The sequence below is a fragment of the Tsukamurella paurometabola genome (assembly GCF_900631615.1).
Taxonomy (GTDB): domain Bacteria; phylum Actinomycetota; class Actinomycetes; order Mycobacteriales; family Mycobacteriaceae; genus Tsukamurella; species Tsukamurella paurometabola_A.
In genome coordinates this window covers 2,644,392-2,656,707 of record NZ_LR131273.1, presented here as the reverse complement: position 1 = coordinate 2,656,707, position 12,316 = coordinate 2,644,392, and the positions used below count along the sequence as shown (strand labels likewise).

At 73.2% G+C, this 12,316-nt stretch carries 12 protein-coding genes; 7 read left to right on the top strand and 5 right to left on the bottom strand.

The annotated features are described in order from the left end of the window. Nucleotides 1–73: 73 nt before the first annotated feature. Nucleotides 74–478 (top strand): hypothetical protein, encoded by a 405-nt coding sequence (locus ELY19_RS13285; protein ID WP_126196621.1) that lies wholly within the window; start codon nucleotides 74–76, stop codon nucleotides 476–478. Between the two features lie 3 nt (nucleotides 479–481). Here ELY19_RS13285 and ELY19_RS13280 read toward each other — a convergent pair whose 3' ends face one another. Further along, on the bottom strand, nucleotides 482–1,054 hold the full coding sequence (locus ELY19_RS13280; RefSeq protein ID WP_126196620.1) for a helix-turn-helix domain-containing protein: 573 nt from the start codon (nucleotides 1,052–1,054) through the stop codon (nucleotides 482–484). A gap of 121 nt (nucleotides 1,055–1,175) precedes the next feature. Here ELY19_RS13280 and ELY19_RS13275 point away from each other — a divergent pair, with 121 nt between their 5' ends. Then, nucleotides 1,176–1,736 (top strand): NADPH-dependent FMN reductase, encoded by a 561-nt coding sequence (locus tag ELY19_RS13275; RefSeq protein ID WP_126196619.1) that lies wholly within the window; start codon nucleotides 1,176–1,178, stop codon nucleotides 1,734–1,736. A 109-nt stretch (nucleotides 1,737–1,845) separates the two neighbouring features. Here ELY19_RS13275 and ELY19_RS13270 read toward each other — a convergent pair whose 3' ends face one another. Next, nucleotides 1,846–2,463 (bottom strand): LGFP repeat-containing protein, encoded by a 618-nt coding sequence (locus ELY19_RS13270; protein WP_126196618.1) that lies wholly within the window; start codon nucleotides 2,461–2,463, stop codon nucleotides 1,846–1,848. 113 nt (nucleotides 2,464–2,576) lie between these two features. After that, nucleotides 2,577–3,953: a carboxylesterase/lipase family protein gene (locus ELY19_RS13265; RefSeq protein ID WP_164711595.1), complete on the bottom strand. Its 1,377-nt coding sequence runs from the start codon at nucleotides 3,951–3,953 to the stop codon at nucleotides 2,577–2,579. Nucleotides 3,954–4,174: 221 nt separating this feature from the next. On the opposite strand from ELY19_RS13265, the gene ELY19_RS13260 reads away from it, so the two are divergent. From ELY19_RS13260 to ELY19_RS13240, 5 genes are all read left to right on the top strand, one after another. Next, entirely contained in the window at nucleotides 4,175–8,668 is a 4,494-nt protein-coding gene (locus tag ELY19_RS13260; protein WP_126196616.1) for an ATP-dependent helicase, read from the top strand. Between the two features lie 22 nt (nucleotides 8,669–8,690). After that, on the top strand, nucleotides 8,691–9,368 hold the full coding sequence (locus tag ELY19_RS13255) for a hypothetical protein (protein WP_126196615.1): 678 nt from the start codon (nucleotides 8,691–8,693) through the stop codon (nucleotides 9,366–9,368). Further along, the gene (locus tag ELY19_RS13250; RefSeq protein ID WP_126196614.1) at nucleotides 9,365–9,769 is read left to right on the top strand and encodes a hotdog fold thioesterase; all 405 of its coding nucleotides are present in this window, start codon (nucleotides 9,365–9,367) and stop codon (nucleotides 9,767–9,769) included. Before ELY19_RS13255 ends, ELY19_RS13250 begins: the two co-directional genes overlap by 4 nt. 74 nt (nucleotides 9,770–9,843) lie before the next feature. Beyond that, the gene (locus tag ELY19_RS13245; RefSeq protein WP_126196613.1) at nucleotides 9,844–10,059 is read left to right on the top strand and encodes a dodecin; all 216 of its coding nucleotides are present in this window, start codon (nucleotides 9,844–9,846) and stop codon (nucleotides 10,057–10,059) included. After that, nucleotides 10,046–11,005, top strand: a complete 960-nt coding sequence (locus ELY19_RS13240; protein ID WP_126196612.1) for a GlxA family transcriptional regulator — start codon at nucleotides 10,046–10,048, stop codon at nucleotides 11,003–11,005. The genes ELY19_RS13245 and ELY19_RS13240 overlap by 14 nt, the downstream gene beginning before the upstream one ends. 17 nt (nucleotides 11,006–11,022) lie before the next feature. Here ELY19_RS13240 and ELY19_RS13235 read toward each other — a convergent pair whose 3' ends face one another. Both ELY19_RS13235 and ELY19_RS13230 read right to left on the bottom strand, forming a co-directional pair. Next, on the bottom strand, nucleotides 11,023–11,604 hold the full coding sequence (locus ELY19_RS13235; RefSeq protein WP_126196611.1) for a dihydrofolate reductase family protein: 582 nt from the start codon (nucleotides 11,602–11,604) through the stop codon (nucleotides 11,023–11,025). A 57-nt stretch (nucleotides 11,605–11,661) separates the two neighbouring features. Beyond that, the gene (locus ELY19_RS13230; protein WP_126196610.1) at nucleotides 11,662–12,270 is read right to left on the bottom strand and encodes a hypothetical protein; all 609 of its coding nucleotides are present in this window, start codon (nucleotides 12,268–12,270) and stop codon (nucleotides 11,662–11,664) included. Nucleotides 12,271–12,316 lie beyond the last annotated feature (46 nt).

Genomic DNA, 12,316 nt, shown 5'->3' with positions numbered 1-12,316 from the left:
TCCGTCGTCGAACGGTGAGCGCGTCCACCGCGAAATCCCACCGCAGGGCACGCTCGCGAGCGATGATCGAGGCATGGCGAGAAAGCCGGAGCCCCCGAAGGCACCCCCCAGCATCAGCGAATCGGTCAACGACCTGGTCGACTCGGTCCGCGCGGCCGCCGGCAAGGCGATGGACAACACGGGCCGCACCGTGACGAGCGTCAGCAAGCTCAGCACCATCCCCCCTGACACCATCGAACTCATCGCCGAGCTGCCGAAGGTGATGCTGGCGATGGCCGACATGATCGAGCGCGCCAACAACGTCATCGACCGGGTGGAGCGGCTCACGGCCGTTGCGGACCCGGCGCTGAACACCCTCGACGCGGTGCTGCCGCCGCTCGTCGACGTGACCAACAAGCTCAGCGACGTGCAGCGGGGCGTGAACAAGCTGCCCGGCGTGAGCCACCTCCGCAAGGCCACGGGCCTCAGCACCGACTGACTGCTACTCCCCCAGGACGTGGTGCGCGCGCTCACCCTGCGGGCCGTAGATGCCCAGGTACTCGACGGGCCGCCCGTCGGCGCTGCCGAACCAGTGCGGGAGGCGGGTGTCGAACTCGATCACCTCACCGGGCTTGATCACCATCTCCTTCTCTCCGAGGATCAGCCGCAACCTCCCGTCGAGGACGTACACCCAGTGGTAGCCGGGGTGCGAGACGGGCGTGGGCGCGACACCGTCGCCCGGCCGGGGCCGGATGACCTCCTTGAAGGTGCGCAGGCCGCCGGCGCGACGGGTGAGCGGGACGATGGTGCGGTCGCCGTGCCGCTGGGGCTTGAGCCGCACGCGCGGATCGCCCGTCTCTGGCGCGTCGACGAGTTCGTCGAGAGGCAGGCCGTAGGTCCGCGCGAGCGGCAGAAGCAGTTCCAGGGTGGGCTTACGGCCGCCACCCTCGAGTCGGGACAGGGTGCTCACCGAGATGCCCGTGGCCTCCGAGACCGCGGTGAGCGTGATGTCGCGCTCCTGCCGGATCGCGCGCAGCCGCGGGCCGACGTGTTCGAGGATCGGATCGTCTGCCATGAGACCGATTGTGCCCTCGATCAGACGCTCACAGCCGCTCCACGCCTAGCGGACCGCGGTCCGTTAAGCTACGGTGGAAGCCACGCCCGAGCGGGCGCGCACCCACCCCGAAAGGACTCGTATGAAGATCGGCATCATCCTCGGCTCCATCCGCGACGGCCGTAAGGCGGAGCAGGTCGGCCAGTGGGTCGCCGCGGCGGCCGCGGAGCGCCCGGGCGTCGAGGTCAGCGTGATCGACCTCAAGGAGTTCGACGTCCCGCTGCTCACCTCCGCCACCGTGCCCGGCGCCGCGAACCGTCAGTACGACAACGCCGCGGTCACCGCGTGGGGCCAGGCGATCGACGCGCAGGACGGCTTCATCTTCGTCACTCCCGAGTACAACCACTCGATCCCCGGCGCCTTCAAGAACGCCTTCGACTCGATCGGTCCGGAGTGGGCCGGCAAGACCGTGGGGTTCGTCGCCTACGGCGCCGACGGCGGCGTCCGCGCCGTGGAGCACTGGCGCCAGATCACGGCCAACTTCTCCATGGTCGATGCGCGCTCGCAGGTCAGCCTGGGCCTGTTCACCGACTTCGACGGTGCCGGCGCGTTCGCCCCGATCGATCGCCGCCCCGCCGAGCTGGCCGCACTCCTCGACGAGCTGATCGCCGCCACCGAGCGCCACCTGGTCGCCGCGCGCTGACCGCACCGGATCCGCACCGCGGGCACGCCGCCCGGCAGGTGCGGATCCGCCGGCCCGCCGCGATCACGGCCGGGCGGTCACCGCCGGTCCATCACCACCCGGGGGCCGATCACGGCCAGGTGATCACGCCACGCTGGAAGGTCTGGGAAAAGCTGCTGCCGGTGCGCACCTCGGGGCCGGTCGGGTAGCCGTACTTGCCGGACTCGCGCTTGTCCGCACTCCACTTCACCAGGATCTCGCCCCACACCGGCCAGGCGCCGGTCGCGGGCGACCAGTAGATCACGCCGCCCTGGAAGGCGTTCATCGCGCCGGTGACGGCGTTGAACGTGCCGCGGGACTGCAGCTCGTCGGTGATCGGATACCCGAGGGGGCCGTTCTCCCAACGGTTCTCACCCCACTTGGCGCGGATCGCGCCACCCACCTGATGCGCATTGCCGCCGTCCGCGCCCGGGTGCCAGTAGAAGGACGCCTGGTTCTGGAAGGTCTGGAACTTGCCGCCGCGGCCCGCGTTGGACTCGGGGATGAGCGGCACACCCCAGGTCGCCGGGCCGCCGGTGGCGAAGTAGGAGACCTCGATCTGCCCCTTGACCAGGAAGCGGCCGACCTGTTGATCGGCCTTGGCGACGGCGGTCACGCCGCCGCTGATACCCACGACGAGCGCCGCCGCGGCGACGGCGCCCCGGAACCAGGCGCGACGGTGGCTGTTCGACGAGACGTGCGTGGTCATTCCTGCTCCTTAGGTCAGCAACCTCCAGAACATCATGAATCACATCAGTCACACAGACAACAACAGAGAGGGGCGTGTCGCCGGCCGCACGGCCGGCGACACGCCCCTTCTCCTCAGTACTGCCAGAGGCCCAACGCGTCCCGGTTCCGCTCCGCCTGCGGACCGAACACCTTGAGATCCGCCTCGGAGGCGAACGGACGCCAGTCCTTCCCGGGAACGCCGGTCTTGATGAACTCCATCCACCGGCCGTGGATGTCGTCCGCAAGCGCCTGAGGCGCATCCTCGCCCGCGTACATCGTGAAGCCCGGGTCCTTGATGTTGTCGAAGGCGAACCCGAGGTCCAGCGTGTGCATCGACGACTTGGTGTGCACGCTCGACGGCCACGTGAAGTAGTACGCGAAGCAGTTCTCCCCCTGGCCGTACTGCGCCGCGTGGCTGGGGCCGCCGAACGCACCGTCGGAGAGCAGCTCCAGGACGATCTCGCCCGGCGTCAGATGCTCGCCGTACACCTTCCGGTACGCGGCCACGATCGGCGCGGTGTCGCCGAACGGGCGGAGCAGCACGTCGAGAGCCTTGAGCGGCTGATCGCCGGGCACGAACTCACCGAAGACGCGCCAGAAGTCCGACTCCTTGTGGTTGTTGCCGATCATCATCCGCACGGGCACCGGCCCCTTCGCCAGCCTGCTCACGGGGTTCTCCGGCAGCAGCTCGCCGTCGATCACCGGCGGGAACAGGGTGAGCACGTTGTGCGGGCTCAGCTTGTGCAGCAGCTTCGCGACGGCGGCCGCGGACTCGCGCGGGTCCTTGTCGCGCAGCGCCTTCGCGGTGAGATGCGGGCCGAGGGCGGCCTTGAGCGGATCCGCGAGCTTGGCCGCGGTCGGCACGTCCGCCGCCACGCCGATGCCGGACTCGCAGATCACCTGCTGGAAGAGCGTGCCCGCGAACTCCGTGGTCGCGAGCGACGAGACCGACATCGAACCCGCGGACTCACCACCGATGGTGACGCGCCCCGGGTCGCCGCCGAAGGCCGCGATGTTGCGCTGCACCCAGCGCAGCGCCTCCAGCTGGTCGTGCAGGCCGCGGTTGTCCGGCGCGTCCGGCAGGTGGGTGAACCCCTCGAGACCCACCCGGTAGTTCGCCGAGACGTAGACGGCACCGTCGCGCGCGAAGGCGGTGCCGTCGAACAGCGACTGGGCCGTGTTCCCCATGGCGAAGGAGCCGCCGTAGATCCACACGTAGACGGGCAGCGCGTCGCCGGGCTTCGCGTCAGCCGGGGCCCACACGTTGAGGGTGAGCCAGTCGTCGCCCTCGATCTCCGGGTAGGTGTAGGGCTCCGGCAGCACCATCGACGCGGGCGGGGTGGGGCCGAACGACGTCGCCTCGAAGACGCCCGGGAACGGGTCCGCGGGCTCCGGGAGCGCGAACCGGCGCTCTCCCACCGGGGGCTTGGCGTAGGGGATGCCGAGATAGCGCGCGACACCCCCGACCACCGCACCACTGATCTCGCCGGCCTGACACACAACCCTGGGTCCACCCACTCCGCACCGCTTTCATCGAGGGCCGCCCTGAGGTCGGACAGCCCGATTCCACACCTGTCGTTTGCGATTGAATCAGGAAAACGTGCGCACCGACGGCTTTGCGACGGACCGGTGCAGATCCGCGGCATTCCGGGACACGGCGACGTGTCAGGGGCCTGCGCCATGATGGAGCCATGCCGGACGCCCTCCGGGCGTTCACGCCCGCCACCGCCCAGTGGTTCACCGAGTCCTTCGCCGCCCCCACCGCGGCCCAGGCCGGCGCCTGGCGCTCGATCGCACGTGGCGACAACACGCTGGTCGTGGCCCCCACCGGCTCCGGCAAGACGCTCTCCGCGTTCCTCTGGGCCCTCGACCGGCTGGCGGACCGGACGGCACCCCCGCAGGCAGCCGGCGCGGCGACCCGGCCCGGCACCTCCGTCCTGTACGTGTCGCCGCTCAAGGCCCTCGCGGTCGACGTGGAGCGCAACCTGCGCGCGCCGCTCGCCGGGATCGCCCGGGTCCGGGAGCGGCGGGGCGAGCCGGCGCCCGTGGTCACCGTCGGCGTGCGGTCCGGCGACACCCCCGCGCAGCAGCGGCGCACCCTCGTCCGCACGCCGCCGGACATCCTCATCACCACGCCCGAGTCGCTGTTCCTCATGCTCACCTCGCAGGCCCGCGAGACCCTCGCACAGGTGGGCACCGTGATCGTCGACGAGGTGCACGCCGTCGCCGGCACCAAGCGCGGCACGCACCTCGCGCTCTCGCTCGAGCGGCTCGACGAACTGCTCGAGCGCCCCGCCCAGCGGATCGGGCTGTCCGCCACCGTCGAGCCGGCACAGGAGATCGCGGCGTTCCTCGGCGGGCCGCGCCCGGCCACCGTCGTGCGCCCGCCCGCGCAGAAGGAGTTCGAGCTCACCGTCACGGTGCCCGTGCCGGACATGACGGAGCTCGACGCGGTCTCGGACGACCCGGACGAACCCGTGCAGCAGGGCTCGCTCTGGCCGCACGTCGAGGCGTCGATCGTCGAGCTCATCGAGCGGCACCGGTCCACCATCGTCTTCGCCAACTCGCGCCGCCTCGCGGAGCGCCTCACCGCCCGGATCAACGAGCTCGCCGCCGGCGTGCACGCGGGGCCGCCGAACCCCGGCGTCGCGGGCGGCTCCCCCGCCCAAGTCCTCGGGAGCGGGCAGACGCACGGCGCGGAGGCGGTGCTCGCACGGGCGCACCACGGCTCGGTGAGCAAGGAACAGCGCGCGATCATCGAAGACGACCTCAAGTCGGGCCGCCTGCGCTGCGTGGTCGCGACGTCCAGCCTGGAACTCGGGATCGACATGGGCGCGGTCGATCTCGTGATCCAGGTGGAGGCGCCGCCGTCGGTGGCCGCGGGCCTGCAGCGCGTGGGCCGCGCCGGGCACCAGGTGGGCGAGCCCAGCCGGGGCGTCTTCTTCCCGAAGCACCGCACCGACCTGTTGCACAGCACCGTCACCGTGCAGCGCATGCGCGAGGGTGCGATCGAGAAGCTGGTCGTGCCCCGCAACCCGCTCGACGTGCTGGCGCAGCAGACCATCGCCGCCGCGGCCATGGACCAGCTGGACGTGCACGAGTGGCTCGCGCTGGTGCGGCGCGCGCATCCCTATGCCGCGCTGCCGGATTCGGCGTACGAGGCGGTGCTGGATCTGATCTCCGGCCGCTACCCGGCGGAGGACTTCGGCGAGCTGCGCCCACGGGTGGTCTGGGACCGGGACGCCGGCACGCTGACGGGCCGCCCCGGCGCCGGGCGGCTCGCCGTCACGTCCGGCGGCGCGATCCCCGACCGCGGCCTGTTCGGCGTGTTCATGGTGGGCGAGAAGGCCTCCCGCGTCGGCGAGCTCGACGAGGAGATGGTCTACGAGTCGCGCGTGGGCGACGTGTTCGCGCTCGGCGCCACGAGCTGGAAGATCGAGGAGATCACCCACGACCGGGTGCTCGTCTCACCCGCGTTCGGCCAGCCGGGCCGGTTGCCGTTCTGGATCGGCGACACCGTCGGCCGCCCCGCGGAGCTGGGCCGCGCCATCGGGCGGTTCACCCGCGAGTTCACCGCCCTCGGTCCCGCGGAGCAGCGCGCGCGGGCCGCGGAGGTGGGCCTCGGCGAGTGGGCGGCCGACAACCTGGTCGCGCTGCTCGATGAGCAGCAGCGGGCGACGGGCGTCCTCCCGACCGACCGCACGCTGGTGGTGGAGCGGTTCCGCGACGAGCTCGGAGACTGGCGGGTCGCGCTGCACTCCCCGCTCGGGATGAAGGTGCATGCACCGTGGGCCCTGGCCGTCGGTGCGCGCCTGAACGCCACCCTGGGGCTCTCCGGCGCGGTCACCGCCACGGACGACGGGATCCTCGTCCGCCTGCCCGATACCGACGACGTCCCACCGGGCGCGGAACTCTTCCGGTTCGAGCCGGACGAGATCGACGCGCTGGTCACCGAGGCCGTGGGGTCGAGCGCACTGTTCGCGTCGCGGTTCCGCGAGTGCGCCGCGCGGGCCCTGCTCCTGCCGCGCCGCGACCCCGGCAAGCGGGCCCCGCTGTGGCAGCAGCGCCAGCGCGCGAGCCAACTCCTCGAGGTGGCGCGCGGCTACCCGCAGTTCCCCATCGTGCTCGAGGCGGTCCGCGAATGCCTGCAGGACGTCTACGACGTCCCGGAGCTGATCGCCGTGCACCGCGCCCTCGCGTCCCGCGGCGTCCGGCTGGCCGAGGTGGAGACGGTCGCGCCGTCGCCGTTCGCGGCCTCGCTGCTGTTCAGCTACGTCGGGGCGTTCATGTACGAGGGCGATGCACCGCTCGCCGAACGGCGTGCGGCGGTCCTGAGCCTGGACCCGGCGGTGCTCTCCCAGCTCCTCGGCCGGGTCGAGCTGACGGAGCTGCTGGACGGCGGGATCCTGACGGAGGTCGCGGCGCAGGTGCAGCGCACCGCGCCCGGATACCGCGCGCGCACGACCGAGCAGGTGGCCGACCTGATCCGCGAGCTCGGCCCCCTCACCCGGTCGGAGATCGCGGAGCGCTCCGAGGGAACACCGGCCGCGGTCGACGAGCTGCTCGCCGCGGGCCGCGTCTTCGCGTACGGCGACGGCTGGATCGCGGCCGTGGAGGACGCGGCGCGGCTGCGCGACGGCCTCGGCGTGCCGCTGCAGCCGGGCATCGCGTCGGCGTTCACGGACGCCGTCCCCGATCCGGTCGGCGATCTGGTCGCGCGGTACGCCCGCCGGCACGGCCCGTTCACCGCCGCCGAGGTCGCCGCCCGCTACGGGCTGGGCGTCGCGGTGGTGCAGCGGCCGCTGACGGAGCTGGTCGCCGCGCGCCGCGTGATCGAGGGCCGCTTCGTCCCGGAGGGCGCGGTGCCGGGCGGCGAGGACGCGGGCGTCGACGGCGTTCCTCAGTTCTGCGACGCCGAGGTCCTGCGCCGCATCCGGCAGCGGAGCCTCGCCCGGCTCCGGCAGGACGTGGAGCCGGTGCCCGAGCGCGCGTACGCCGAGTTCCTCGCCGGCTGGCACCACCTGACGTCCCCGCTCCGCGGCATCGACGGCGTCGCGGCCGTCATCGACCAGTTGGCCGGCGTCCCGATCCCCGCGTCCGCCTGGGAGTCCCTGGTGCTGCCGCAGCGGGTCGTGGACTACTCGCCCGCGATGCTCGACGAGCTCACCGGTACGGGAGAGGTGGTGTGGACGGGGCACGGCGCCATCGGCGCGCAGGACGGCTGGATCGCGTTCCATCCCGCCGATCTCGCGCCGCTCACCCTGCCCCCGCCCGAACCGCTGGACACCACGGCCGCGCACGAGGCGATCGAGGACGCGGTGCGGGGCGGCGGGGCGTACTTCTACCGCCAGCTCACCGGCGCCACTCCCGAGGCGCTGTGGGACCTGGTGTGGGCGGGCAGGCTCACGGGCGACACCTTCGCCCCGGTGCGGGCCCGGCTCGCGGGCGGGCGGCGCGCCACCGCCCATCGCACTCCTCGGCGCGCTCCCCGGGCCCGGTTCCGCGTCGCCGTGGACCAGGCACCGCCCATGGTCGCGGGACGGTGGTCCCTGCCGCCCGCGCCGGCGGAGGCGAGCGCCACGGAGCAGTCGGCAGCCCTCGCCGAGCAGCTGCTGGAGCGGTACGGCGTGGTGACCCGCGGCGCGGTGACGGCCGAGCGCGTCGAGGGCGGTTTCGCCCGGATCTACCGCACCCTGGCGGCTTTCGAGGAGTCCGGGAAGGCGCGCCGCGGCTACTTCATCGAGCGGCTCGGCGCGGCGCAGTTCGCGCGGGGCGGCACGGTCGACGCGCTCCGCGACGCGGCCTCCGCGCTGGAGCGGGCCGAGCAGCAGGGCGAGACCTCGGCGCTGGTCCTGGCCGCCACGGATCCCGCGAATCCGTACGGCGCCGCGCTCCCCTGGCCCGACCGCGGCGACGACGGGGCGCGCCCCGGTCGCAAGGCCGGGGCCCTCGTCGTGCTCGTCGACGGTGCGCTGGCACTGTTCGTCGAGCGCGGCGGCCGCACGCTGCTGACCTTCACCGACGCGCCCGAGGCGGCGCTCACCGCCCTGGCGGGGGCCGCGCCGCGGATCGGCGGCCTCACCGTCGAGAAGGTCGACGGTGCCCCCGCCCTCACCTCGCCCCTGGCCGGGGCGCTCGCCGCGGCGGGCTTCGCGCGCACGCCGAAAGGCCTTCGCGTCCGCTGACCCGCGCGGGCACACTGGCCGCGTGGACACGCTCTCCGTCGACCTGCCGCCCGGCGCCGGCCACCGGGCCGCGGAAGCCGCATTCGCGGCCGCGGGCTGGACGCGCTGCGGCGCCGGGGACTGGGCGATCGCACTCGCCTCGCCCGACGGTGCCCTCGTCGCGCGGATCAGCCCGTTCGACCCCGTCGGCCCGTACAGCGCGGCGCTGTACCGGGAGGCGGCCGGCACCGGGCAGGTCCCCGCGCTGCACGCGCACCGGCGCCTGGCGGGCGGCGGCGACCTGCAGGTGCTGGAGCGATTGATCGACGCCCCAGCGGGCGTGGCGGAGAGCTTTCACCGGTCGATCGCGGACGGCGATCCCGTGACCGCGGCGCTGTCGGCGATCGTCCGCCGAATCCACGCCGGCGCGCTGCGGGAACTGCCGTGGTGCGGACCGCTCGACACCAACTCGTCGAACGTGATGCGCCGCGCCGACGGCACCCCGGTCCTGATCGACCCGCTCTACGCCGACGGCCCCGACCTGTACACGACGGCGGGCCGCGACCCCGACCTGTTCGTGACGCGGATCCCGGAGGCCGAGCGGCGCTTCATGACCGAGATCCCGCTGGCCGCCTCCGGACCGTGGCCGGCGGCCGAGCGCGCGGCGCTGCGCGAGGCCCTCGCGGCGGCCGATGCACGATCGGCGAAGATGGACCGATGAGCACCCCGCAGCAGCCCGTCGACCGCTACGCGAAGTTCCTCGGGATCGAGGTGACGGGGCACGGTGGCGGCCGCGCGGTGGCGACGGCGACGGTCACCGAGGACCACCTCAACCCGCACGACACCACGCACGGCGCCTTCGTCTTCGCGATGGCGGGCACGGCCGTCGCCGCCGCGGCGAACGACGACGAGCACACCGGCGTGGCCAGCGCCATCCACATCGACTACCTGCGGCCCACACGGCTCGGCGACACGCTGCGCGCCGAGGCGAGCATCGGCGAGAGGCTCCCCAAGGAGGACATCTTCGTCATCCGGGTCACCGACCCGGACGACCGGGTGATCGCCCGCGCCACCGCCCGGTTCACCCGCCGCGCCCGCCGGGAACCCGGCCGGGCCGGGTGACCACAGGAGGACACCGCCCCTCTTCGCCACCATTCCCCCACCCGCCGCGGCGGAAAGGTGCAGCATGGACAGGTATGACGAACAACGTGTACCGAGTCATCGAAGTCGTCGGCACCTCCACGGACGGGTACGACGCGGCCATCGCGAACGCGGTCGGCCGCGCCTCGCAGACGATGCGGAACCTGGAGTGGTTCGAGGTCGTGTCGACCCGGGGCCACATCGAGAACGGCGCCGTCGCGCACACCCAGGTGACGCTGAAGATCGGCTTCCGGATGGATGGCGCCGACTGAGGCGCGGGTCCACCGGGACGTGGTCGTGCCGGTGCGCGACGGCGTCACCCTGATCGACGTCGCCGGCCCCGTCCAGGCGCTCAGCGACGCGGGTGGCTACCGGGTCCGGATCGCCTCCCACGACGGCGGCCCCGTGACCACCGACGCCCGCGTGCCGCTCGTCGCCGACTGCGCGTGGGCCGAACTCGCGGACGACCCCGTCGACACGCTCCTCGTGCCCGGCTACCCGCCGGGCGGTCTCGCGGGCGTCGACGCGGAGTTCCTCGCCGTCGTGGGCCGGATCGCGGCCGGCGCACGTCGCGTGGTCTCGGTGTGCACCGGCGCGTACGTGCTCGCCGCGGCGGGCCTGCTGGACGGGCGCCGCGCGACGTCGCACTGGCAGGCGCTCCCCCAGCTCGCCGCGCGGTTCCCGGCCGTCGCGTGGGAACCCGACGCCATCTACGTCCGCGACGGTCCCGTCATCACGTCCGCGGGCGCGACCGCGGGCATCGACCTCGCGCTGGCGCTCATCGGCGAGGACCAGGGCGAAGAGCGCGCGCGTGCGGTCGCGCGGTACCTCGTGGTGTTCCTGCAGCGCCCCGGCGGTCAGCAGCAGTACGGCGCGCCCGAGCCGGGCGGTTCGCTGCACCCGCTGGTCCGCGCGGCGACCGAACGGATGGCCCACGACCCCGCCGCCGACCACCACCCGGCCGCACTCGCCGCGGCTCTGTCCGTGAGCGAGCGCCACCTGGCGCGCCTGTTCCGGCGCGAGCTGGGCCGGTCGCCGGGCCGGCACCTCGAGCACGTGCGGGTGCGCGCCGCGCAGCGGCTCCTCGAGCGCCCCGAGACCACCGTGCCGGAGGTCGCCGCGGCCGCCGGATTCGGTACGCCGGAGGCCATGCGGCGCGCCTTCCACCGCGTCCTCGGGATCTCACCGTCGGCGTACCGGCACCGTTTCCGGCTGTGAGCCCGGCCCTTCGGTGGTCACCGGTGCACCGTGGGCCGGTAGACGAGCTCCTGCGTGTGCCCGTCGAGCGTCGTCGCCTCGAGGAGTTCGAGGTCGAAGTCGTCGGAGCCCCGCAGGATCGGGCTGGTTCCGGAACGACCGGAGATCACCGGGAAGACGGTCACCTGCAGGCGGTCGACGAGGCCGGCGGCGAGCAGCGCCCGGTTCAGCGACAGGCTCCCCTGGGAGCGCACCGGAACGTCGGACTCCTCCTTGAGCCGCGTCACGACCTCGACGGCGTCGCCGCTCACGATGGTCGCGTCGGGCCACCCCAGGGTGTCCTGCAGCGTCGACGAGATCACCGTCGCGGGACTGCGCAGTGTCCGGATGTTCCACCCGTCGAGCGCGTTGGGGTCGTCGCCGCCGGTGAGCACCGGGGCGGTCTCCCGGAACGTGTTGGCCCCGAACACCATCCGTTGCGGAGTGTCGAAGATCCTCGCGCGGCGCGCCAGGAGCTCCGGCCCCTGTTTGCCCCAGTAGCCGCCCCAGTCTCCGTCGGCGCCGTACGAGCCGAAGCCGTCGAGCGTGCTGAACACGTCCCAGGTGTACGTAGCGGTCATGGCAGTTTCCCTTCCTCGTTCGTGCATCCATCTCGGTTCGCCTGTGAGCACGCCGGCCTACGACGGCGGATACAGCGGCACCAGGACGAGCGCCGCCGCGACGAGGACGTCGAGCACTCCGCACCACTGCGCCCAGGACCGGGCCACGACGCGGTCGCGGAGGAGGTGCACGAGGTCCCATACGCCGTGGCCGAACCAGCCGGCCGCGACGACGTAGCGGGCGAGCCCGGGCTCGGCGAGGAGCCCCGCCACCGACAGCGCGCCGAAGAGTGCCAGTCCCACCAGCTGGAGGCGGGCGACGCCGTCGGCGAAGCGGCCGCGCAGGTGGCTCCAGACGGCGAACGCCAGCGCCACCCAGAGGATCACCACCACCGGTGGCACCTGGTCCTGCGCTTCGAGCCCGACGAAGCCGACGAGCAGCACGACCAGGACGGGCCAGGTGAGCCTGCGCCGGTCGACCGCCACCATGATCACGTACATGGTGGGCAGCAGCGCCATCGCCGAGGCGAAATGACGGACGAGATCGTCGGTGACCTCGGAGAAGAACGTGTCCACCGACATGGCGAGGGCCAGCGCGGTCGGCCAGCGGGACGCCACGAAGGCCGCGATCCCTCGTTCTCGCGCCGGTTCCGGCGGTGCCACCGCGGGCGCGCTGCTCTCGTTCATGCCCCGATCGTGCGCCCCGGCGCCGGCCGCGTCACGGGCGGCGACG

Excerpts from the sequence above, each read along its gene's own strand:
- ELY19_RS13275 (WP_126196619.1), top strand. The coding sequence starts at position 1,176 with ATGAAGATCGGCATCATCCTCGGCTCCATCCGCGACGGCCGTAAGGCG.
- ELY19_RS13245 (WP_126196613.1), top strand. The coding sequence starts at position 9,844 with ATGACGAACAACGTGTACCGAGTCATCGAAGTCGTCGGCACCTCCACG.
- ELY19_RS13230 (WP_126196610.1), bottom strand. The coding sequence starts at position 12,270 with ATGAACGAGAGCAGCGCGCCCGCGGTGGCACCGCCGGAACCGGCGCGA.
- ELY19_RS13285 (WP_126196621.1), top strand. The coding sequence starts at position 74 with ATGGCGAGAAAGCCGGAGCCCCCGAAGGCACCCCCCAGCATCAGCGAA.
- ELY19_RS13240 (WP_126196612.1), top strand. The coding sequence starts at position 10,046 with ATGGCGCCGACTGAGGCGCGGGTCCACCGGGACGTGGTCGTGCCGGTG.
- ELY19_RS13280 (WP_126196620.1), bottom strand. The coding sequence starts at position 1,054 with ATGGCAGACGATCCGATCCTCGAACACGTCGGCCCGCGGCTGCGCGCG.
- ELY19_RS13260 (WP_126196616.1), top strand. The coding sequence starts at position 4,175 with ATGCCGGACGCCCTCCGGGCGTTCACGCCCGCCACCGCCCAGTGGTTC.
- ELY19_RS13250 (WP_126196614.1), top strand. The coding sequence starts at position 9,365 with ATGAGCACCCCGCAGCAGCCCGTCGACCGCTACGCGAAGTTCCTCGGG.
- ELY19_RS13235 (WP_126196611.1), bottom strand. The coding sequence starts at position 11,604 with ATGACCGCTACGTACACCTGGGACGTGTTCAGCACGCTCGACGGCTTC.
- ELY19_RS13270 (WP_126196618.1), bottom strand. The coding sequence starts at position 2,463 with ATGACCACGCACGTCTCGTCGAACAGCCACCGTCGCGCCTGGTTCCGG.